The organism is Streptomyces sp. NPDC085927, assembly GCF_044540975.1.
GTDB classification, from domain to species: Bacteria; Actinomycetota; Actinomycetes; order Streptomycetales; family Streptomycetaceae; genus Streptomyces; species Streptomyces hirsutus.
Map to the genome: position 1 here is coordinate 1 of NZ_JBITSN010000007.1, position 21,557 is coordinate 21,557.

Below are 21,557 nucleotides of genomic sequence, written 5' to 3' on the forward strand. Positions count from 1 at the left end.
GAGCGGCGCACCCACGACTACGTCCGCAACGGGCTGACCACCTTGTTCGCGGCGTTCGACGTCGCCACCGGCGAGGTCATCAGTGCCCTGCACCGTCGGCACCGGGCAGCGGAGTTCAAGAAATTCCTGATCCGGATCGACAGGGAAGTGCCCGCGCACCTGGCGGTCCACCTGATCTGCGACAACTACGGCACCCACAAGACGCCCGCGATCAGGACGTGGCTGGCCAAGCACCCACGTTTCCACATGCACTTCACCCCGACCGGCTCCTCCTGGATCAACCAGGTCGAGCGGTGGTTCGGCTTCCTGGCCGACCAGATGATCCGTCGCGGCGCCCACAAGAACGTGCAGGCCCTGGAAGCCGACATCCGCGCATGGGTGAAGGACTGGAACGAGGATCCCAAGCCGTTCATCTGGACCAAGACCGCCGAAGAGATCCTCGATTCCCTCGCCCGCTTCTGCCGACGGATTTCTGGCGCAGGACACTAGAGAAGCTTCCTGAGGTGGAGCAGGTCGCGCAGGCCTGCCTCCAGCTTCACCCGGCCCGACCCCCACGCCCTGGCGAAATGCAGTTCGCCGTCGACCAGGGCCAGCAGATCGTCCCCCTTCATGGCGAGCCTGACCTGGGCCCGCTCGCGCGGAGGGCCTTCGAGAGTGTCGTGCACCTCGATCCGCCCGCCGGTGAGCCGGCCGGCGAAGGTCACATCCAGGTCGGTGACATGGCAGCTGACCGAGCGGTCCATCGCCGCGGCCGCGCGGACGTCGCCCTCGGCGCGCTGCACGGAGTCGGACAGTCTGCCGAGTGCGGCACGGCATTCCTCGATCGTGGCCATTGCGGACGACGGTACCCCAGTGGTTCGCGGTAGCGTCGGGGCATGAACGACGCAGGACCCCAGCCGGGGAGCGCGCAGCAGCCGCCCCCGCGGGCGGAGCACGCCGGGCCACCGGCCGAGGACACCACCCCCCGGGCCGCGCCCGCGTACGCCCCCGCCGCCCCCGCGCCCCTGAACGTGCCCCGCACCCCCACCGGCAACGCCGAGGTGGACGCGCGGGTGGAGCGGCTGGCCGACGCAGACCACCTCGCCACGGACGGCCATGTCGAGGTGTACGAAGATGTGCACCGGGGGCTGCGCGACGCGCTCACCGCGCTCGACGCCCTCCCGGGACCTCCGGGTCCCACCCGTCGCCCGATCACCGCCCCTCAACGAGGCCCTTCGGGCCACGAGTCCGATCCGACCCACCGACAGGGGAGCTGAACCGAACGTGGCAGGAGTCGCACGCCGCCGTCTCGACGCGGAGCTGGTCCGCCGGAAGCTCGCCCGGTCGCGTGAGCACGCCGGTCAGCTGATCGCCGCCGGGCGGGTCAGCGTCGGCAAGACCGTCGCGACCAAGCCCGCCACCCAGGTGGAGACCGCCGCCGCGATCCTCGTCGCCGAGGATGCCGGCGACCCGGACTACGTGTCGCGCGGCGGCCACAAGCTCGCCGGCGCGCTCGAGGCGTTCGTGCCGCAGGGGCTGGTCGTCCAGGGCCGGCGGGCGCTCGACGCCGGCGCCTCGACCGGCGGTTTCACCGACGTCCTGCTCCGGGCCGGGGCCGCGCACGTGGTCGCCGTGGACGTCGGATACGGACAACTCGCCTGGTCTCTCCGAAACGATGAACGCGTCACCGTCAAGGACCGTACGAACGTACGGGAGTTGACGCTTGAAGCAATCGATGGGGAGCCTGTGGATCTTGTCGTGGGGGATCTGTCCTTCATCCCGCTCGGGCTGGTCCTGCCCGCCCTGACACGGTGCGTGCGGCCGGACGCCGATCTGGTGATGATGGTCAAGCCGCAGTTCGAGGTGGGCAAGGAACGGCTGGGCAGCGGCGGCGTCGTCCGCAGCCCGCAGCTGCGCGCCGAGGCCGTGCGGGGAGTGGCCGCCAAGGCCTGGGAGCTGGGACTGGGGGCGAAGGGCGTGACCGCGAGTCCGCTGCCCGGACCCTCGGGGAATGTCGAGTACTTTCTGTGGCTGCGGGCGGGAGCTCCGGAACTGGACCCGGCCGACGTCGACCGTGCAGTGGCGGAGGGGCCGCGTTGACAACGAACCGAGCTCGTACTGTTTTCCTGCTCGCCCACACCGGCCGCCCGGCGGCCATCCGCAGCGCGGAACTCGTGGTCAAGGGGCTGCTGCACTCCGGACTCGGGGTGCGGGTGCTGGAGGCCGAGGCACGGGACCTGCCGCTGTCGGACGAGGTGGAGACCGTCAGGGAGGCCACCCCCGAGTGCCTCGACGGCTGCGAACTGCTGATCGTGCTGGGCGGCGACGGCACCCTGCTGCGCGGCGCGGAGTTCGCCCGTGCCTCGGGCGTGCCGATGCTCGGCGTGAACCTCGGCAGCGTCGGCTTCCTCGCCGAGGCCGAACGGGACGACCTCGACAAGGTCGTCGACCGGGTGGTGAGCAAGGCGTACGAGGTCGAGGAACGGATGACCGTCGACGTCGTCGTGCACCAGAACGGCACCATCGTGCACACGGACTGGGCGCTGAACGAGGCCGCCGTGCAGAAGGTGTCCGCCGAGCGGATGCTGGAGGTCGTGCTGGAGATCGACGGGCGTCCGGTGACCGGGTTCGGCTGCGACGGCATCGTGTGCGCCACCCCGACCGGATCGACCGCGTACGCGTTCTCCGCCGGCGGGCCCGTGGTGTGGCCCGAGGTCGAGGCGCTGCTGATGGTGCCGATCAGCGCGCACGCCCTGTTCGCCAAGCCGCTGGTGACCTCACCTGACTCGGTGCTCGCGGTGGAAATGCTGCCGCACGTCCCGCCCGGCGTGCTGTGGTGCGACGGGCGTCGGACCGTGGAACTACCGGCCGGCGCGCGGGTGGAGGTCCGGCGCGGTGCCGTCCCGGTCCGGCTGGCCCGACTGCACCACGCCTCGTTCACGGACCGGCTGGTGGCGAAGTTCGCACTGCCGGTCTCGGGGTGGCGGGGAGCACCGCACTGACATGCGGTTTTCCCTTCGTCCGGCCTTTGTCCGCGCCCGTACCGGGGCACCGGGACCCGCCGGTGATCGGGGTCCCACTCACGGGTGACGACCTGCGGTGTTTCCGTTCGGGCGGGGGGCGGCGTCGCACGGCGCGAGGAAAACCTCGTAAGGTCTGGGACGTGTTGGAGGAGATGCGGATACGGTCGCTCGGAGTCATCGACGACGCCGTGGTCGAGTTGTCACCCGGCTTCACCGCAGTCACCGGTGAGACGGGCGCGGGCAAGACCATGGTGGTCACCAGCCTCGGGCTGCTGCTGGGGGGAAGGGCGGACGCGGCCCTGGTGCGGATCGGTGCCAGGAACGCGGTCGTCGAGGGGCGGATCGCCGTGCCCGAGGGCGCCGCGGCCGCCGCACGCGCGGGAGAGGCCGGGGCCGAGCTCGACGACGGGGCGCTGCTGATCAGCCGTACCGTTTCCGCCGAGGGACGTTCCCGGGCCCACCTGGGCGGGCGGAGCGTGCCCGTGGGGCTCCTCGCGGAGATCGCCGACGACCTGGTGGCGGTGCACGGACAGACCGACCAGCAGGGGCTCCTCAAGCAGTCCCGGCAGCGGCAGGCGCTCGACCGGTACGCGGGCGCCGCGGTCGCCGGGCCGCTCGCCGAGTACACGGGGGCGTACAAGCGGCTGCGGGCCGTCGCCACGGAACTCGAGGAACTCACCACCCGCGCGCGTGAACGGGCCCAGGAGGCCGACATGCTGCGCTTCGGGCTCGACGAGATCGCCGGTGTGGAGCCCCGGGCCGGCGAGGACGTGGAACTGGCGGAGGAGGCCGAACGGCTCGGGCACGCCGAGGCCCTGGCGTCCGCCGCGTCCGCCGCGCACGCCGCTCTCGCCGGAAACCCGGAGGACCCCGAGAGCGTCGACGCGGGAACGCTCGTCGCGGGCGCCCAGCGGGCCCTGGAGGCCGTCCGGGCGCACGATCCGGAACTGGCCGCGCTCACCGACCGGATCGGCGAGGTCGGCATCCTGCTGCGGGACGTCGCCGGGGACCTCGCCGGGTACGCCGACGATCTGGACGCCGATCCCCTGCGTCTGGCGGCGGTCGAGGAACGCCGGGCCGCGCTCACCGGACTCACCCGCAAGTACGGCCAGGACATCTCCGCCGTGCTGGCCTGGGCCGAGGAGAGCGCCGCGCGCCTCACCGAGCTGGACGGCGACGACGAGCGGATCGAGGAGCTCACCGCCGAACGCGACCGCCTGCGCGCCGAACTGGGCGGGCTGGCGCAGACCCTCTCCCAGGCGCGCACCGAGGCCGCGGAGCGTTTCGCGGCCGCCGTCACCGCGGAGCTCGCCTCCCTCGCCATGCCGCACGCGCGCGTGTCGTTCGACATCCGGCAGACGGAGGACCCGGACGGCGTCGAGGTCGGCGGGCGCACGGTCGCCCACGGTCCGTCGGGCGTCGACGAGGTCGAGCTGCTGCTCGCCCCGCACCCCGGCGCGCCGCCCCGGCCCATCGCCAAGGGCGCGTCCGGCGGTGAACTGTCGCGCGTGATGCTGGCCGTGGAGGTCGTGTTCGCCGGGACGGACCCGGTGCCCACCTATCTGTTCGACGAGGTCGACGCCGGTGTCGGCGGCAAGGCGGCCGTCGAGATCGGGCGGCGGCTCGCCAAGCTGGCGAAGAGCGCCCAGGTCGTGGTCGTCACCCATCTGCCGCAGGTGGCCGCCTTCGCGGACCGGCAGCTGCTGGTGGCGAAGACGAACGACGGTACGGTCACCCGGTCCGGGGTGAAGGTGCTCGAAGGGGAGGACCGGATCCGGGAACTGTCGCGGATGCTGGCCGGCCAGGAGGACTCCGAGACGGCCCGCGCCCACGCGGAGGAACTCCTGGCGACGGCACGCGCGGACGGCTGACGGACGGCCGGCAGCCCCGCGTGGACGGCTGACGGAGACGGCGGTCGGCCGGTCGTCCACGGAGGTGTCGGCCGACAGGGGGTACTTCGTCACTCGTACGGGTGACGTTTCCGTCCGCTCCGCTGCGGGCTGCCGCTCCGGTCGTTGCCGGAATTCCCTTGCTTCCTGGCATGCTTGACCGAGCACGCGTAGGAGACCGTGCGGTCCATCCTCTCCGCACGGTCCTTCTGTACGTTCCTCGGGACCACCCGACCCGAACCAGGAGCTCGGCCACGTGACCCCCGTGAGCAGCCACCCACCACACGGCCGGCCGCCGCTGCGCACCGTGCAGGTGCTGGGCGGCGGCACCGCCGCGACCAGCGCCCACGTGCGCTCGCTGGCCGCGGGGCTCGTCGCTCGGGGCGTGCGGGTCACGGTGTGCGCCCCCACCGAGGCGGAGCACACCTACGACTTCACGGGCGTCGGCGCCGACCACGTGCACGTGCCGCGCAGCAGCGACCCCGGCTCGGTGTCCGCGCTGCGGGCGGTGTGCGCGGAAGCGGACCTGGTGCACGCGCACGGTCTGCACGCCTCTTTCCGGACCGTGCTCGCCCTCGGCGGGCGGCGCACCCCGCTGATCGTCACCTGGCACGACCGGGCGCACGCCGAGGGCGCCCGCGCGCACGTCCTGCGGCTGATGGAGCGACGGGTCGTCAAGACGGCCACCGTGGTGCTCGGGACCACCTCCGCCCTGGTCGACCGGGCGCGCCGGACCGGAGCGCGGGACGCGAGGCTGGCGGCTGTCGCCTTCCCCGGGCTGCGCACGGCCCCGCAGGCGGAGGACCCGGACGGGTCGCGGCTCAAACTCCTCGCCGAACTCGGCGCCACCGGCCGCCCGTTGCTGATCGCCGTCGGCGCCCTCGAACGCAACCGCGGCCACCACACCCTGCTCGACGCCACGCACGGATGGCGCCGCCTCGATCCCCAGCCGCTGGTCGCCGTCGCGGGGGAGGGGTCGCTGCGCGGTGAACTCCAGCGCAGGATCACGGACGAGGACCTGCCGGTCCGGCTCGTCGGGGAGCGCGACGACATCACCGACCTGCTGGAGGCCGCCGACCTCGCGCTGCTGCCGAGCCGGTGGGAGGGGCGCTCCGTCCTCGCCCAGCAGGCCCTCCACGCGCGCGTGCCGCTCGTCGCGGCCGACACCGGCGGCATCCCCGAACTGGTCGGCGACGCCGCCGAACTCGTCCCGTACCGCAACGCGCGTGCCCTCGCCGACGCCGTCGTACGGCTCCTCGGCGACCCCGGACGCCGGGACGAGCTCAGGACCAAGGGCGCCCGGCAGGCGGCCGGATGGCCGACGGAGGACGAGGCGGTGGCCCAGGTCCTCAGCGTCTACGACGAGTTGACGCAGCCCCGGCCCCTGATCTGAGACCGCCGGACCGAACGCGCCGCCTTCTGCGCGGGACCGCGCTCCCGGCCACCGCTCCCGGCCACCTCCGCCGGGCAGGGCCGACCCGCCCGGCGGACAGCGTGACCGCTCAGCCCCCGTACGCCCCCGAGGCCGTCAGGCGCAGGGCCGTGTCGATGAGGGGGACGTGGCTGAAGGCCTGCGGGAAGTTGCCGACCTGGCGCTGCCGGACCGGGTCCCATTCCTCGGCGAGCAGACCCAGGTCGTTACGCAGGGACAGCAGCCTCTCGAACAGCCGGCGGGCCTCGTCCACGCGGCCGATCATCGCCAGGTCGTCGGCCATCCAGAACGAGCAGGCGAGGAACGCGCCCTCGTCGCCCGGCAGCCCGTCGACGCCCTCGTCGGAGCCCTCCGTCGGGTAGCGCAGGATGAAGCCGTCCGGGGTGGACAGCTCGCGCTGGATCGCCTCGATGGTGCCGATCACCCGCTTGTCGTCCGGCGGCAGGAAGCCCATCTGCGGGATCAGCAGCAGCGAGGCGTCCAGCTCCCTCGAGCCGTACGACTGCGTGAACGTGTTGCGTTCCTTGTCGTAGCCCTTCTCGCACACGTCCCGGTGGATGTCGTCGCGCAGCTGCTTCCACCGCTCCAGGGGGCCGTCCGCGTCGCCGGACTCGATGAGCTTGATGGTGCGGTCGACGGCGACCCACGCCATCACCTTGGAGTGCACGAAGTGGCGGCGCGGGCCGCGGACCTCCCAGATGCCCTCGTCCGGCTCCTGCCAGTGCTTCTCCAGGTACTGGATCAGCTTCAGCTGGAGCAGGGACGCGTAGTCGTTGCGGGCCAGGCCCGTCATGTGGGCCAGGTGCAGGGCCTCGGTGACCTCGCCGTACACATCCAGCTGGAGCTGGTGCGCCGCGCCGTTGCCCACCCGGACCGGGGCCGAGCTCTCGTAGCCGGGCAGCCAGTCCAGCTCCGCCTCGCCGAGCTCGCGCTCACCGGCGATGCCGTACATGATCTGCAGGTTCTCCGGGTCGCCGGCCACCGCGCGCAGCAGCCACTCGCGCCAGGCGCGGGCCTCCTCGCGGTAACCGGTGCGCAGCAGCGAGGACAGGGTGATCGCCGCGTCCCGCAGCCAGGTGTAGCGGTAGTCCCAGTTGCGGACGCCGCCGATGTCCTCCGGCAGGGAGGTGGTGGGCGCGGCGACGATACCGCCGGTCGGGGCGTAGGTGAGCGCCTTCAGCGTGATCAGGGAGCGGATCACGGCCTCCCGGTAGGGACCGTGGTACGTACAGTGCTCCACCCACTCCCGCCAGAAGTCCTCCGTCGCCTCCAGCGACTGCTCCGGCTCCGGCAGTGCCGGCGGCTCCTTGTGCGAGGGCTGCCACGACACCGTGAACGCGATCCGGTCGCCCGGCGCCACCGTGAAGTCCGAGTACGTCGTCAGTGACTGCCCGTACGTCTCGGCGGACGTGTCGAACCACACCGAGTCCGGGCCCGCGACGGCGACCGTGCGTCCCTCGTGCCTGTGCACCCACGGCACCACCCGGCCGTAGGAGAAACGCATCCGGAGCGCCGAGCGCATCGGCACGCGGCCCGAGACACCCTCCACGATGCGGATGAGCTGCGGCGCACCGTCGCGCGGAGGCATGAAATCGATCACCCGGACCGTGCCGCGGCCGGTGTCCCACTCGGACTCCAGGACCAGCGAGTCGCCGCGGTAGCCGCGCCGGGTCGCGGCCGGCGGCTGGGCATCGGGGGCATGCGCCGGGCCGATCCGCCAGAAGCCGTGTTCTTCGGTGCCCAGCAGGCCGGCGAAGATGGCGTGCGAGTCGAAGCGGGGCAGGCACAGCCAGTCCACCGTGCCGTCCCGGCAGACCAGGGCAGCGGTCTGCATGTCTCCGATGAGTGCGTAATCTTCGATGCGCCCGGCCACGTGCAACTCCAGTCGAACGGCCACGTCACCCCACAAGGGGTTGTCGCTGGTGCGGTCAAGGGGTTTTTGAAATGAGTCGTTGAGCGATGAAGCAAAGCAGTCGCTCAGCCGTGAATGCAAAGCGCCCATTGTTACTCAACGAACTGACGAGCTTGTGTTGTTCCGGTGAGACGGGCGGGGGTGGTGCCGTTCGGCCGGCCGGGCTCGCCAGCGGGTGTCCGAGCAGGATACGACGCACGTAGAGGGTCTGTGTGCCGCTCCGGCCAACGCGCACCCGCCGAACGGGTGAGCAAGGGGTGAGGGACGTGTGACGGGTCACGGACGGGTGCCCGCGCGTGTGCGGAGAGTGCCCGGACAGCATTGTCCCGCGGCGCTGATACGCTGGTAGCCCGTGGACCGGTGGGCCCCTTCCCCGGAGGGGAAATCCAAAAAGGGCACCCCCGAACCGCAGCGACGGCACTGCCGGAGTCCTCCGGCGGCCGACCGCCCCGCACCCCCAGACCGCGACCACGGGAGCCCCCTCTTGGCCATGCCAAAATCCACGACGACCAAGCACATCTTCGTCACCGGGGGTGTCGCCTCCTCGCTCGGCAAGGGGCTGACCGCCTCCAGCCTCGGCATGCTGCTCAAGGCCCGCGGTCTGCGCGTCGTCATGCAGAAGCTCGACCCGTACCTCAACGTCGACCCCGGCACGATGAACCCCTTCCAGCACGGTGAGGTCTTCGTCACCAACGACGGCGCCGAGACCGACCTGGACATCGGGCACTACGAGCGCTTCCTCGACCGTGACCTGGACGGCTCCGCCAACGTCACCACGGGCCAGGTCTACTCGACCGTGATCGCCAAGGAGCGGCGCGGCGAGTACCTCGGCGACACCGTGCAGGTCATCCCGCACATCACCAACGAGATCAAGCACCGCATCCGCCGCATGGCGACGGACGAGGTCGACGTCGTGATCACCGAGGTCGGCGGCACGGTCGGCGACATCGAGTCGCTGCCGTTCCTGGAGACCGTCCGCCAGGTGCGGCACGAGGTCGGCCGCGACAACGTGTTCGTCGTCCACATCTCGCTCCTGCCGTACATCGGTCCCTCGGGCGAGCTGAAGACGAAGCCCACCCAGCACTCGGTCGCGGCGCTGCGCAACATCGGTATCCAGCCGGACGCGATCGTGCTGCGCTGCGACCGCGAGGTGCCGACCGCGATCAAGCGGAAGATCTCGCTGATGTGCGACGTCGACGAGGCCGCCGTGGTCGCCTGCCCCGACGCCCGGTCGATCTACGACATCCCGAAGGTCATCCACACCGAGGGCCTGGACGCCTACGTCGTGCGCAAGCTGGACCTGCCGTTCCGGGACGTGGACTGGACGACCTGGGACGACCTGCTCGACCGGGTCCACAACCCCGACCACGAGGTCACCCTCGCCCTGGTCGGCAAGTACATCGACCTGCCCGACGCCTACCTCTCGGTCACCGAGGCACTGCGCGCGGGCGGCTTCGCCAACAAGGCCCGGGTGAAGATCAAGTGGGTCACCTCCGACGACTGCAAGACCGCGGCCGGCGCCCAGGCGCAGCTCGGTGACGTCGACGCCATCTGCATCCCCGGCGGCTTCGGGGACCGCGGGGTACTCGGCAAGGTCGGCGCGATCCGCTTCGCGCGCGAGAACCGGATTCCGCTGCTCGGCCTCTGCCTGGGCCTGCAGTGCATCGTGATCGAGGCGGCCCGCAACCTCGCGGACGTCTCCGACGCCAACTCCACCGAGTTCGACCCGGCGACCTCCCACCCGGTCATCTCCACCATGGCCGAGCAGCTCGACATCGTCGCCGGTGACGGCGACATGGGCGGCACGATGCGGCTCGGCATGTACCCGGCCAAGCTGGCCGAGGGCTCGATCGTGCGCGAGGTGTACGACGGCAAGGAGTACGTCGAGGAGCGCCACCGGCACCGCTACGAGGTGAACAACGCCTACCGCGTGGAGCTGGAGAAGAAGGCCGGCATCGTCTTCTCGGGCACCTCCCCGGACGGCAAGCTCGTCGAGTACGTCGAGTACCCGCGCGAGGTCCACCCGTACCTGGTCGCGACCCAGGCACACCCGGAGCTGCGCTCGCGTCCGACGCGTCCGCACCCGCTGTTCGCGGGCCTCGTCAAGGCCGCGGTCGAGCGGAAGATCTCGAAGTAGCACACCGGTTGTACGGTGGCCGGGGCGCGAAAGCCTCAATCGGCGAGCGCCCCGGCCGCCGCTGTGCGCCAGTAGGCCTGTACGTCTGGGAAGGACCGGAATGACCGGAATGACCATCAAGGACACCCCGGAGGAGTGGGAGGTCCGGGCGACCAGGACGCCCTTCGTCGGCAACAAGACCTCCGTACGCACCGACGACGTGGTCATGCCCAACGGGACCGTGGTCCACCGTGACTACCAGGTCCACCCCGGCTCCGTGGCCGTCCTCGCCCTCGACGACGCCGACCGCGTCCTGGTCCTGCGCCAGTACCGCCACCCCGTGCGCCACAAGTTGTGGGAGATTCCGGCCGGCCTGCTCGACGTCCCCGGCGAGAACCCGCTGCGCGCCGCCCAGCGGGAGCTGTACGAGGAGGCGCACGTCAAGGCCGAGGACTGGCGGGTGCTGACCGACGTCTACACCACCGCCGGCGGCTGCGACGAGGCCGTACGGATCTTCCTGGCCCGGGGCCTGTCCGAGGCCGAGGGCGACCGCTTCGAGGTCGAGGACGAAGAGGCGGACATGGAACTGGCCCGGGTGCCCGTCACGGACCTGGTCCGCGGCGTGCTGGCCGGCGAACTGCACAACAACTGCCTGGTGGTGGGCGTGCTTTCGCTCGTCGCCGCGCGGAACGGAGACGGGCTCGACGCGCTGCGTCCGGCCGAGGCGCCGTGGCCTGCCCGCCCTTTCGAGGCCTGAACCACCCCGTTCCCCTTGTGATGTGACCATCCGCTGATCCGATCGGGGGACGCGTCCGCCGTGCTCCACACGGAACGTAGCAGAGCGTGAACTAGGCTCTGAAAAACGCCCGGTCCGGAGTCCCGGCGGGCTTGCGCGTGCGGTGGGACGGGAGTGTGGCCCGTGGCGGACCAGGCGGTGGACACGGACGGCGTGCGGCTCTCCCGCGACGTTGCCGTGGAGTCCCGATTCCTGGGCCGCACCAGGGAGTTGAAGGAACTCCGGGCCGACATCGAGCGCGCCGGACTCGACACCCTCTCCGGCCGCAAGGCTCCCCGCGCCCGGGTGCTGCTCATCGCCGGCCGGCCCGGCTCCGGCCGGACGACGCTCGGTGAGGAACTCGTCCGCCAGGTCGCCGACCGCTACCCCGACGGGGTGCTGCGCGCCCGGCTGAGCGAGACCGACGGCACGCGCGTGCCCGTCGAGCGCTCCGTGCGGGAACTGCTCGACGCGCTCGAGGTGCCCGCCCCGGCCGGCGCCGACGAGGACGATCTCGTCGAGACGCTGCGGACCGCCCTGGCCGGCCGCCGGACGCTGCTCCTGCTGGACGACGCGGCCGACGCCGAGCAGGTCGACGCCCTGCTGCCGGACAACCCCGACTGCCTGGTGGTCGCCGTCTCCCAGGGCCCGCTGACCGGCATCTCCGACGTCCGCCCCTGCACCCTCGGCGGCCTCGACACCAAGTCCGCCGTGGAACTGCTGTCCCGGATCGCCGGCTCGGTCCGCATCACCGTCGACCCGCGGGCCGCGGAGGGCCTGGCCGAACAGTGCCAGGGACAGCCCGCCGCCCTGGTCCTGGCCGGCGGCTGGCTCGCCGCCCGGCCCAAGGCCGCCGTCGCCGACCTCGCCAGGCATCTGCACGCCGGAGCCGACGAGGGCACCGTGACCGGCCGTGTCCTGCGGCTGGTGCACGACGGGCTGCCCGCGCCCGCCGCCCGGATGCTGCGTCTGCTGAGCCTCGCCCCGGCCGGCCTGGCCGACCCGCACACCGCCTCCGCGCTCGCAGGATGCTCGGTGAGCAGCGCGCGCACCACCCTGGACGACCTCGTCTCCGTGGGTCTGCTGCACGCCGTGGAGACCTCGCTGCCGCAGTACGAGGTACCCGGCTGCCTGCACCCCCTGCTGGAAGGCCTCGCCGAGGCCCACGAACGGCCCGGGGAGCTCCAGCTGGCCCGCGCCCGCATGCTGGAACGGACCGTACGGCTGCTCCAGTCGTGCAGGGCCGTCACCGAGACCGACAGCCCCCAGGCGCGCGAGAAGCTCCTCGGGATGCCGCGCTCCCTGCGCTTCCCCAGTCCCCGCGACGCCGCCGAGTGGCTGCGCGTCCGCAGGCCCGCTCTGCTGGCCTCGGCCCGCCTCGCGGTCGCCGACGGGACGCTGGACACCCTGGCCCGCCGCCTGATGTCCCAGCTGGTACGCGCCATGGTGGCCCACTTCGGGACCCGGGCCGCCGCCGGCGACCTCTACGGCATCCACCACCTGGTCCTCGACGTGGCCGAGCGCCGGAAACTTCCCCGCGAGCAGGCCGCGGCCCTGCTGAACCTCGGCGACCTCGACGCCCGTACCGGCCGCACGGCCGACGCGCTGGCGCGCTACCGGGCCGCGCTGGACGCCGGCCGCGCGGCGAACGATCCGTACGCGACCGGCCGCGCGACGGAATCCGTGGGAGGCGCCCATCTGGAGCTCGGCGACTTCGACCGGGCCGCCGACTGGTTCGGCCGGGCCCTGGCCGAGCGGCTCGCCCAGGGCGAGCGCGCGGACGCCGCCCGCCTGTACGGCCGGATCGCCGCCGCCCACACCTACGCCGGCCGCTACGGCGAGGCGCTGCGGAACTGGCGGGCGGCGGTCGCCGGGCACCGGAAGAACGGCGACCTGGCCGCCCAGGCGCGCGCGTTGAGCGAACTGGCCCGGGTCCAGGAGTACGCGGGCCGCCCCGAGGATTCGCTGCGTACCTGCCGGGAGGCGGTGGAGTGGGCCCGGCGGGCCGAGGACACCCGGCTGCAGGCCGCGCTGCACCTGCGGCTCGCCGACACCTTCGACCACCTGGGGGACCCCACGTCGGCCGCGCTGCACCGGGACTCGGCGGAGCGGATGCTGGGAGAAGAGGCCCAGGAGCCTGGAATCGGCCCGAAACAAGAAGGCAGCACCTACGAAACCCGCAGCCCTCTTGTGGAAGATTGATGCTTTGTAAGGCTGTACAGCGGGAACGCCTTCATTAAGATGGTCTTGCCGCGCCATCCTCTGCGGTCTCCCCCGGTGTGCACGCGTGTGCCCGGGTATGTGTAGCAATACCTCATACCCCCGAACCAAGGACCGTGATCGACGTGAAGGTCGGCATCCCCCGCGAGGTCAAGAACAACGAGTTCCGGGTGGCCATCACCCCCGCCGGCGTGCACGAGCTGGTGCGCCACGGCCACCAGGTCGTCATCGAGCGCGGCGCCGGCGTGGGCTCCTCGATCCCGGACGGCGAGTACATCGCCGCGGGCGGGCAGATACTCGACACCGCCGACGAGGTGTGGGCCGCCGCCGACCTGCTGCTGAAGGTCAAGGAGCCCGTCGCCGAGGAGTATCACCGGCTGCGCAAGGACCAGATCCTCTTCACCTACCTGCACCTGGCCGCCTCCAGGGAGTGCACGGACGCCCTCCTGGCCTCCGGCACCACCGCGATCGCCTACGAGACCGTCGAGCTGCCCGGCCGCGCGCTGCCGCTGCTCGCCCCCATGTCCGAGGTCGCGGGCCGGCTGTCCGCCCAGGTCGGCGCCTACCACCTGATGCGGGCCGGCGGCGGCCGCGGCGTGCTGCCCGGCGGGGTCCCCGGAGTGCCGGCCGGCCGCGCCGTGGTCATCGGCGGAGGCGTCTCCGGCTGGAGCGCCGCGCAGATCGCCGTCGGCATGGGCTTCCACGTGACCCTGCTCGACAAGGACATCAACAAGCTCCGTGAGGCGGACCGGGTCTTCGGCACGAAGATCCAGACCGTCGTCTCCAACGCCTTCGAGCTGGAGAAGGCCTGCATCGAGGCCGATCTCGTGATCGGCGCCGTGCTGATCCCCGGCGCCAAGGCGCCGAAGCTGGTCACCAACGACCTCGTCTCGCGGATGAAGAGCGGGAGTGTCCTTGTCGACATCGCGATCGACCAGGGCGGCTGCTTCGAGGACTCCCGCCCGACCACGCACGCCGAGCCGACCTTCACGGTCCACGATTCGGTCTTCTACTGCGTCGCCAACATGCCCGGCGCCGTGCCCACCACCTCCACCTACGCGCTCACCAACGCCACGCTGCCGTACATCGTCGAGCTCGCGAACCGCGGCTGGGTGGAGGCGCTGCGCCGCGACCCCGCGCTCGCCAAGGGCCTCAACACGCATGACGGCGAGGTCGTTTACCGGGAGGTCGCCGCAGCGCACGGCCTGGACCACGTGGAACTCGCCGCGCTGCTCGGCTGAACCGGCCGCGCCGCCCGGCCGGACCGGGGCGGCGCCGCGCGGACGCCGTCCCGGTCCGTCTCCACGTGGCCGCCCCCGACTCGACGCCCGGAGGCCGCCTCCGGGCGTTAAGTCGACCAAGTCGCCGCTCGGCAAAGGCGATACGTCAACTTGTTTCGTCAACGTCATGCGTCCGGACCCACCTTGCCCATCGGGTGCGGCGAGATGTGTGTATGGTCACTTCACGAATCAGGGGCAACTCGCCTCGAACGCACCCCTTCCACCGATTCGCACACCGGTGAAACCTGCCGTGCGACGGCCGTACGCCCTTGACAGAGGGATGTTTCATTGTCGACACATCGGGCCGGGTCCGGCGGATTGTGTTGCTGCGGACCGCCGACACGCCATAGAGTCGCCAACCGTCGGCATGATGCCACGCTGACCTGTCTAGAAGTTTCCTGGTCACCAAGGAGGTAAGACGACTTGTGAATGAGTCGACATTTACTCCCGGGGGTGGTCACCCAGGAATGACTGCACGGGGGCGAGGTCCCGCGGGGTTCGCTCCTGTCGGCTCCGTCGCCGTGCGCACCTTCGCACCCCATCAGATCCAGCAGGCGACTCCCACTGCACACCAGAGCATGGATGGCCATCACGTGAACGCCATGGCCGGCGACGGAAGTGGCGCGCCCCACAACCATTTCGCCGACTACGACGAACTGCCCGAGGGGCACTTCTACGATCCCGACGCCGAGTACGAGCCGGATCCCGAGTACGCGGCCACCCTCGCGCCCGACGCGGCCCGCCAGCGCCGCGAGCGCGTCGGCCCGACCGGGCGCCCGCTGCCGTACTTCCCGATCCCGGGCCCGCTGACCGACCACGGCCCCGCGAAGATCATCGCGATGTGCAACCAGAAGGGCGGCGTCGGCAAGACGACGTCGACCATCAACCTGGGCGCCGCGCTCGCGGAGTACGGACGCCGGGTGCTGCTCGTCGACTTCGACCCGCAGGGCGCACTGTCGGTCGGACTCGGCGTCAACCCGATGGAACTCGACCTCACCGTCTACAACCTGCTCATGGAGCGGGGCATGGCGGCCGACGAGGTGCTGCTGAAGACGGCGGTCCCCAACATGGACCTGCTGCCCAGCAACATCGACCTGTCGGCGGCCGAGGTCCAGCTGGTCTCCGAGGTCGCCCGCGAGTCGACCCTGCAGCGCGCGCTGAAGCCGCTCATGGACGACTACGACTACATCGTGATCGACTGCCAGCCCTCGCTCGGCCTGCTCACGGTCAACGCGCTGACGGCCGCGCACAAGGTGATCGTGCCGCTGGAGTGCGAGTTCTTCGCGCTGCGCGGTGTGGCTCTGCTGACCGAGACCATCGAGAAGGTCCAGGAGCGGCTCAACCCCGAGCTGGAACTCGACGGGATCCTCGCCACGATGTACGACTCGCGCACGGTGCACAGCCGTGAGGTGCTCGCGCGTGTCGTCGAGGCCTTCGACGATCACGTCTACCACACGGTCATCGGGCGCACGGTCCGCTTCCCGGAGACCACCGTCGCCGGTGAGCCGATCACCACGTACGCGTCCAACTCCGTCGGCGCCGCCGCCTACCGCCAGCTTGCCAGGGAGGTGCTCGCCCGGTGTCACGCCGAGTGAGTCTGCCGGGAGCCGACGAACTCTTCCGTACGACAGGGGGGACGGCACTCCAGGCGTCCACGCCCAGGCGCCAGGCCAATGGCGAGGGCCGGGTCCCCGCTCCCGCGGGGGAGAGCGACGCGGCCGCGGCCCAGGAGGACACTCCGCAGTCGGTGCCCGCGCAGGGCGGTGACGGCGGGGGCGCCGAGCACGTCGCCACGGACGCGGAGCCGGCCGAAGCGGGCGAGTCCCGCAGCCGCGCCGCGCCGGAGCGCTCCGCGCGACGGCAGGGGGCTCCGGAGGGACCGGCCGCGGAGGCGGCCTCCCGCAAGCGCGGAAGGGCGGCGGCACGCCGGCCCAGCGGCCGCGAGCGGCACGACGAGAAGATCACGGTGTACGTGTCCGCCGAGGAGCTCATGGACCTCGAGCACGCCCGTCTGGTGCTCCGGGGCGAGCACGGACTGGCCGTCGACCGGGGCAGGATCGTCCGCGAGGCGGTCGCCGTGGTCCTTGCCGACCTGGAGTCCCGCGGAGACGCCAGCATCCTCGTACGACGTCTGCGCGGACGGTAGCGGTAGCCTGCGGAGGCCATGACCTCGAACGACACCCCCGCCGCCGGCCGCGGCCCGCGGCCCGGCCGCCGTCGCGCGCTGGGGCGGGGACCGGAGGGTGTGCCGCCGGTGCCACCGCCCGCGGAGGCGGGGGCGGAGCCGGACGCAGGTCTGCCGCCCGGGACGGCGCCCGCGGGCCCCGGGACGGGCGACGAACCGGCCGCCGGGCCCGTGGTGGCAGGTGCGGGGGACGCCGGTGCGGGGACGCACGGCCCGGAGCGTGCCGAGGGGACTCCGAGGGCCGACGGAGCCGGGACGGCCGACGAGACCGCGGAGTCCGAGGCGCTCGCGGGGCCCGAAGTGGTCGAGACGGCAGAGGCGGCCGAGAAGGAAGAGGTGGGGGACGACGGCCGGTTCAAGGTCCGGTTGTCGAACTTCGAAGGACCGTTCGACCTGCTGCTTCAGCTGATCTCCAAGCACAAGCTGGACGTCACCGAGGTCGCGCTGTCCAGGGTGACCGACGAGTTCATGGCGTACATCCGGGCGCTGGGACCCGACTGGGACCTGGACGAGACCACCGAGTTCCTGGTCGTCGCGGCCACGCTGCTCGATCTCAAGGCGGCCCGCCTGCTGCCCGCCGCCGAGGTGGAGGACGAGGCCGACCTCGCCCTGCTGGAGGCCCGGGACCTGCTGTTCGCCCGCCTGCTCCAGTACCGCGCGTACAAGCGGATCGCGGAGATCTTCGGCCTGCGGCTGGACGCGGAGGCCCGGCGCCATCCCCGTACCGTGGGGCTCGAGCCGCACCACGCCGAGCTGCTCCCCGAGGTCGTCATCAGCATCGGCGCGGAGGGGTTCGCCCGGCTCGCCGTCAAGGCGATGCAGCCCAGGCCCAAGCCGCAGGTGTACGTCGACCACATCCACGCACCACTGGTCAGCGTGCAGGAGCAGGCCGGGATCGTGGTCGCGCGGCTGAGGGTGCTCGGCGAGGCCAGTTTCCGGGTCCTGACCGAGGACACGGACGACACCCTGACCGTTGTCGCCCGGTTCCTCGCGCTCCTGGAGCTGTACCGGGAGAAGGCCGTCGCCCTCGACCAGGAGACCGCGCTCGGTGAGCTGACCGTGCGCTGGACCGGCGGTGCCGGGGACGCCGCCCCCACGGTCACCGACGAGTTCGACCGACCGCCCGAAGCACCGGGAGAGCCGCCGGAGGAAGGAGAAGGGGTGAGCAGGACGTGAGGGAGGACACAGGTGACGCTCCCGAGGGGCCGCGTACCGTCGCGGACCTCGAGCTCGGGCCCGCGCTGGAGGCGGTTCTCATGGTCGTGGACGAGCCCGCGACCGAGGAGCGGCTGGCGAAGATCCTGGAGCGGCCCCGACGGCAGGTCGCGGACGCGTTGCGGGCACTGGCCGACGAGTACACCGTCCAGGGACGCGGTTTCGAGCTGCGGCTCGTCGCCGGCGGCTGGCGTTTCTACAGCCGTCCCGAGTACGCCGCGGCCGTCGAGAGCTTCGTCCTGGACGGCCAGCAGGCCCGGCTCACCCAGGCCGCCCTGGAGACCCTCGCCGTGGTCGCCTACCGCCAGCCGGTCAGCCGCAGCAGGGTCTCCGCCGTGCGCGGAGTGAACTGCGACGGGGTCATGCGCACCCTGCTGCAGCGCGGTCTGGTCGAGGAGGCGGGCACGGAACCCGAAACAGGTGCGATCCTGTACACGACGACGAACTACTTCCTGGAGCGGATGGGCCTGCGCGGTCTGGACGAGCTCCCGGAGCTCGCGCCCTTCCTCCCCGAGGCGGAGGCGATCGAGGCCGAGACCCAGGAAGCCGTGCCGTCGTTCGATCCGGACGCCCCGGACCCGGACGACGGTCCATCCGACGAACATGCCTAAAACGACAACAACGGAAATGTGATGCGAAGCAGCGGCAGCGGCAGCGGCAAGAGCGGCGGACGCGGTAACCCCCGCGGTTCCGGCGGCAACAGGGACCAGAAGCAGGGGCAGGGCCGCCCCGGCAAGCCCCGCCCGGAGGAGCGCCGCTACGACGTGGGACCCGGGGCCACCAAGGAGGGCCCGAAGTCCGGCCGCACCGGCGCCAAGCCGTCCGGCGGCTCCTCCCAGGGCTCCCGGTCCGGCCAGAAGGGCGGCGGGGGCCGTACGGCTCCGGGCCGCTCGCGCGAGTACGAGACGCGGATCGAGGAGCGCAACCGCGACCGGTACGCGGAGAAGAAGGACGTCAGGCTCCCCAAGACCTTCCCGGGCGCCGAGCAGGAGGGCGAGCGGCTGCAGAAGGTCCTCGCCCGCGCGGGGTACGGTTCCCGGCGCGCCTGCGAGGAGCTGATCGAGCAGGCGCGGGTCGAGATCAACGGCGAGATCGTGCTGGAGCAGGGCCGCCGGGTCGACCCGGAGAAGGACGAGGTCAAGGTGGACGGGCTGACCGTCGCCACCCAGTCCTACCAGTTCTTCTCGCTGAACAAGCCCGCCGGTGTCGTCTCCACCATGGAGGACCCCGAGGGGCGTCAGTGCCTCGGCGACTACGTCACCAACCGCGAGACCCGGCTGTTCCACGTGGGCCGGCTCGACACCGAGACCGAGGGCGTCATCCTGCTCACCAACCACGGTGAGCTGGCCCACCGGCTGACCCACCCGCGGTACGGGGTGAAGAAGACCTACCTCGCCCACATCATCGGGCCGATCCCGCGCGACCTGGGCAAGCGGCTGAAGGACGGCATCCAGCTGGAGGACGGTTACGCGCGCGCGGACCACTTCCGCGTCGTCGAGCAGACCGGCAAGAACTACCTCGTCGAGGTGACCCTGCACGAGGGCCGCAAGCACATCGTGCGCCGCATGCTCGCCGAGGCGGGCTTCCCGGTCGACAAGCTGGTGCGCACCGGCTTCGGGCCGATCACCCTGGGCGACCAGAAGTCGGGCTGGCTGCGCCGGCTGTCGAACACCGAGGTCGGCATGCTGATGCAGGAAGTCGAGCTCTAAGGCCTTGTGAACGACCGCACCCCCTTTTATAGTCGACCTGACTATAAAAGGGGGTGCGGTCGTGGGCGGCTACGACAAACACGCCTACGAGCCCTTCGCCGTCACCGTCGACCTCGCCGTGTTCACGCTCCGCGCGGGTGTGCTGCACGGCCTGCTCGTCGAGCGCGGTGAGGAGCCGTACGCGGGCCGCTGGGCGCTGCCGGGCGGGTTCGTGCGGCCGGACGAGTCGGCGGAGACCGCCGCCCGGCGTGAACTCGCCGAGGAGACGGGGCTGACGGACGTGTCCGGACTGCACCTGGAGCAGTTGCGGACCTACAGCGAACCCGGCCGCGATCCCCGGATGCGGGTCGTCTCCGTCGCGTTCACCGCGCTGCTGCCCGACGCTCCCGAGGCGCGCGGGGGCGGCGACGCGGCGCAGGCCCGCTGGATCCCGTACGACTCCGCGCGGGCGCTCGCCTTCGACCACGACCTGATCCTGGCCGACGCCCGGGAACGCGTCGGCGCCAAGCTCGAGTACAGCTGCCTCGCCACCGCCTTCTGCCCGCCCGAGTTCACTCTCGGCGAGTTGCAGCAGGTCTACGAGGCCGTGTGGGGCACCACGCTCGACCGGCCCAACTTCCGGCGCAAGGTGCTCGCCTCCGCGGGCTTCGTCGAACCGGTCCCGGGTGCCGCGCGCCTCACCGGCGGCCGGGGCAAACCCGCCGCGCTCCACCGGGCGGGCACCGCCACCACCCTCCACCCGCCTCTGCTCCGGCCGGCCCCGGAAGGACGTCCCGCATGAACACCGTCGTCACCAAGCGCGCCGCCACGGGCGCGCTCACCGGACTCGCCCTCGGGGACGCGCTCGGTTTTCCCACCGAGTTCAACGACGTCCCCTCGATCCTCGCCAGGTTCGGGCCGTGGCGGGAGATGGACCTGCCGAAGCCGGCGATCGTCACCGACGACACCCAGATGACGCTGGCCCTGGGGCGCGGACTGCGCACGGCGATGGACCGGGGGCGGCTCGCCCCGAAGCGGCTGGAGCGGCCGGTGCGCGAGGAGTTCGTGGACTGGTACCGCTCGCCCGAGAACAACCGGGCGCCCGGCAACACCTGCCTGAAGGCCTGCCACCTGCTGTCCGAGGAGGGCCGCCCCTGGCAGGACGCCAGTCAGGTCGGCTCCAAGGGCTGCGGCGCCAACATGCGGGTCGCGCCCCTCGGGCTCGCCCCCGGGCTGAGCGAGGAACAGCGCGCGGGTGCCGCCCAGTTGCAGTCGGCCCTCACCCACGGGCACCCGACCGCGCTCGCCGCCTCCGACCTCACCGCCCACGCCGTACGCCTGCTCGCCGAGGGTGCCGAACCGACCGGGCTGATCGGCCTGTTGCGCTCCTACGCCTACGAGAACCGCACCCGCTACCACACGGTGTGGCTCGGCGACCTGTGGACCCGCGCGGGGGACCCCAGCCCCGAGCACTTCATCGCGCGCGGCTGGGACGAGTGCCTGGAGGTCCTGGAACGCCTCCGGCACGCCGTGCGCACCGTCTCGCCCGAGACCGATCCGTGCCTGGCGACGGGGGAGGGCTGGATCGCGGAGGAGGCCCTCGCGACCGGGCTGCTGTGCTTCCTGCTCTTCGTCGACGAACCGCTCACGGCCCTGCGCCGCGCCGCCTGCACCTCCGGCGACTCCGACTCCATCGCCTGCCTCGCGGGTGCCTTCGCGGGCGCCCACCTCGGCGCGGACGCCTGGCCGGACGCCTGGGCCGACCGCATCGAGTACCGGGACGAACTGCTGGCCCTGGGAGCGCTCTGGGACCTCTGAGGGGGAGCGCTCACGGTAAGGGGCC

General features: G+C 71.9%; 19 protein-coding genes. 17 read left to right on the top strand and 2 right to left on the bottom strand.

Annotated features, from left to right (window positions below):
* Nucleotides 1–489 (top strand): IS630 family transposase (locus ACIF80_RS19625; protein ID WP_399806161.1); only part of this gene is annotated, 489 nt, incomplete at its 5' end.
* Here ACIF80_RS19625 and ACIF80_RS19630 read toward each other — a convergent pair.
* Complete coding sequence (locus tag ACIF80_RS19630; RefSeq protein ID WP_399806162.1) at nt 486–833, bottom strand: SCP2 sterol-binding domain-containing protein; 348 nt, start codon at nt 831–833, stop codon at nt 486–488. The two genes, ACIF80_RS19625 and ACIF80_RS19630, sit on opposite strands and share 4 nt — an antisense overlap.
* Before the next feature lie 42 nt (nt 834–875).
* Here ACIF80_RS19630 and ACIF80_RS19635 point away from each other — a divergent pair, with 42 nt between their 5' ends.
* The 5 genes from ACIF80_RS19635 (at nt 876) to ACIF80_RS19655 (ending at nt 6,284) form a co-directional block, all read left to right on the top strand.
* Nucleotides 876–1,256, top strand: a complete 381-nt coding sequence (locus tag ACIF80_RS19635) for a hypothetical protein (RefSeq protein WP_399806164.1) — start codon at nt 876–878, stop codon at nt 1,254–1,256.
* A gap of 7 nt (nt 1,257–1,263) precedes the next feature.
* On the top strand, nt 1,264–2,079 hold the full coding sequence (locus ACIF80_RS19640; protein WP_399806166.1) for a TlyA family RNA methyltransferase: 816 nt from the start codon (nt 1,264–1,266) through the stop codon (nt 2,077–2,079).
* Nucleotides 2,076–2,981: an NAD kinase gene (locus ACIF80_RS19645; protein WP_399806168.1), complete on the top strand. Its 906-nt coding sequence runs from the start codon at nt 2,076–2,078 to the stop codon at nt 2,979–2,981. The genes ACIF80_RS19640 and ACIF80_RS19645 overlap by 4 nt, the downstream gene beginning before the upstream one ends.
* 173 nt (nt 2,982–3,154) lie before the next feature.
* Nucleotides 3,155–4,873 carry a DNA repair protein RecN gene (recN, locus tag ACIF80_RS19650; RefSeq protein ID WP_399806849.1) on the top strand — a complete coding sequence of 573 codons (1,719 nt, stop codon included), beginning with the start codon at nt 3,155–3,157 and terminating at the stop codon, nt 4,871–4,873.
* A gap of 274 nt (nt 4,874–5,147) precedes the next feature.
* Nucleotides 5,148–6,284 carry a glycosyltransferase family 4 protein gene (locus ACIF80_RS19655; RefSeq protein ID WP_399806170.1) on the top strand — a complete coding sequence of 379 codons (1,137 nt, stop codon included), beginning with the start codon at nt 5,148–5,150 and terminating at the stop codon, nt 6,282–6,284.
* Between the two features lie 109 nt (nt 6,285–6,393).
* Here the strand turns inward: ACIF80_RS19655 and ACIF80_RS19660 are convergent, their stop codons facing one another.
* Nucleotides 6,394–8,196, bottom strand: a complete 1,803-nt coding sequence (locus ACIF80_RS19660) for a glycoside hydrolase family 15 protein (RefSeq protein ID WP_399806851.1) — start codon at nt 8,194–8,196, stop codon at nt 6,394–6,396.
* A 529-nt stretch (nt 8,197–8,725) separates the two neighbouring features.
* Between ACIF80_RS19660 and ACIF80_RS19665 the strand changes: the two genes are divergently transcribed.
* The 11 genes from ACIF80_RS19665 (at nt 8,726) to ACIF80_RS19715 (ending at nt 21,532) form a co-directional block, all read left to right on the top strand.
* Complete coding sequence (locus ACIF80_RS19665; protein WP_399806172.1) at nt 8,726–10,372, top strand: CTP synthase; 1,647 nt, start codon at nt 8,726–8,728, stop codon at nt 10,370–10,372.
* 109 nt (nt 10,373–10,481) lie between these two features.
* Nucleotides 10,482–11,108, top strand: coding sequence for an NUDIX domain-containing protein (locus tag ACIF80_RS19670; RefSeq protein WP_399806853.1), 627 nt, complete (start codon nt 10,482–10,484; stop codon nt 11,106–11,108).
* 162 nt (nt 11,109–11,270) lie between these two features.
* On the top strand, nt 11,271–13,328 hold the full coding sequence (locus ACIF80_RS19675; RefSeq protein ID WP_399806174.1) for a tetratricopeptide repeat protein: 2,058 nt from the start codon (nt 11,271–11,273) through the stop codon (nt 13,326–13,328).
* A gap of 134 nt (nt 13,329–13,462) precedes the next feature.
* Nucleotides 13,463–14,587: an alanine dehydrogenase gene (ald, locus tag ACIF80_RS19680; protein WP_399806176.1), complete on the top strand. Its 1,125-nt coding sequence runs from the start codon at nt 13,463–13,465 to the stop codon at nt 14,585–14,587.
* A gap of 506 nt (nt 14,588–15,093) precedes the next feature.
* A complete protein-coding gene (locus ACIF80_RS19685) occupies nt 15,094–16,221 on the top strand; it encodes a ParA family protein (protein ID WP_079034968.1) in 1,128 nt (375 codons plus the stop codon).
* Nucleotides 16,206–16,772: a hypothetical protein gene (locus tag ACIF80_RS19690; protein ID WP_399806178.1), complete on the top strand. Its 567-nt coding sequence runs from the start codon at nt 16,206–16,208 to the stop codon at nt 16,770–16,772. Before ACIF80_RS19685 ends, ACIF80_RS19690 begins: the two co-directional genes overlap by 16 nt.
* An 18-nt stretch (nt 16,773–16,790) precedes the next feature.
* Nucleotides 16,791–17,987 (top strand): segregation and condensation protein A, encoded by a 1,197-nt coding sequence (locus tag ACIF80_RS19695; protein WP_399806180.1) that lies wholly within the window; start codon nt 16,791–16,793, stop codon nt 17,985–17,987.
* Entirely contained in the window at nt 17,984–18,637 is a 654-nt protein-coding gene (gene scpB / locus ACIF80_RS19700) for an SMC-Scp complex subunit ScpB (RefSeq protein WP_399806182.1), read from the top strand. Before ACIF80_RS19695 ends, scpB begins: the two co-directional genes overlap by 4 nt.
* Before the next feature lie 21 nt (nt 18,638–18,658).
* Nucleotides 18,659–19,735 carry a pseudouridine synthase gene (locus ACIF80_RS19705; RefSeq protein ID WP_399806184.1) on the top strand — a complete coding sequence of 359 codons (1,077 nt, stop codon included), beginning with the start codon at nt 18,659–18,661 and terminating at the stop codon, nt 19,733–19,735.
* A gap of 61 nt (nt 19,736–19,796) precedes the next feature.
* Nucleotides 19,797–20,516, top strand: a complete 720-nt coding sequence (locus ACIF80_RS19710; protein WP_399806186.1) for an NUDIX hydrolase — start codon at nt 19,797–19,799, stop codon at nt 20,514–20,516.
* A complete protein-coding gene (locus ACIF80_RS19715; RefSeq protein ID WP_399806188.1) occupies nt 20,513–21,532 on the top strand; it encodes an ADP-ribosylglycohydrolase family protein in 1,020 nt (339 codons plus the stop codon). Before ACIF80_RS19710 ends, ACIF80_RS19715 begins: the two co-directional genes overlap by 4 nt.
* The last annotated feature ends 25 nt before the right edge of the window (nt 21,533–21,557 follow it).

Bases quoted from the DNA above. Each gene is read 5' to 3' on its own strand.
- ACIF80_RS19630 (WP_399806162.1), bottom strand. From the start codon at position 833: ATGGCCACGATCGAGGAATGCCGTGCCGCACTCGGCAGACTGTCCGAC.
- ACIF80_RS19635 (WP_399806164.1), top strand. From the start codon at position 876: ATGAACGACGCAGGACCCCAGCCGGGGAGCGCGCAGCAGCCGCCCCCG.
- recN (WP_399806849.1), top strand. From the start codon at position 3,155: ATGCGGATACGGTCGCTCGGAGTCATCGACGACGCCGTGGTCGAGTTG.
- ACIF80_RS19665 (WP_399806172.1), top strand. From the start codon at position 8,726: ATGCCAAAATCCACGACGACCAAGCACATCTTCGTCACCGGGGGTGTC.
- ACIF80_RS19670 (WP_399806853.1), top strand. From the start codon at position 10,482: ATGACCATCAAGGACACCCCGGAGGAGTGGGAGGTCCGGGCGACCAGG.
- ACIF80_RS19685 (WP_079034968.1), top strand. From the start codon at position 15,094: ATGACTGCACGGGGGCGAGGTCCCGCGGGGTTCGCTCCTGTCGGCTCC.
- ACIF80_RS19695 (WP_399806180.1), top strand. From the start codon at position 16,791: ATGACCTCGAACGACACCCCCGCCGCCGGCCGCGGCCCGCGGCCCGGC.
- ACIF80_RS19705 (WP_399806184.1), top strand. From the start codon at position 18,659: ATGCGAAGCAGCGGCAGCGGCAGCGGCAAGAGCGGCGGACGCGGTAAC.
- ACIF80_RS19715 (WP_399806188.1), top strand. From the start codon at position 20,513: ATGAACACCGTCGTCACCAAGCGCGCCGCCACGGGCGCGCTCACCGGA.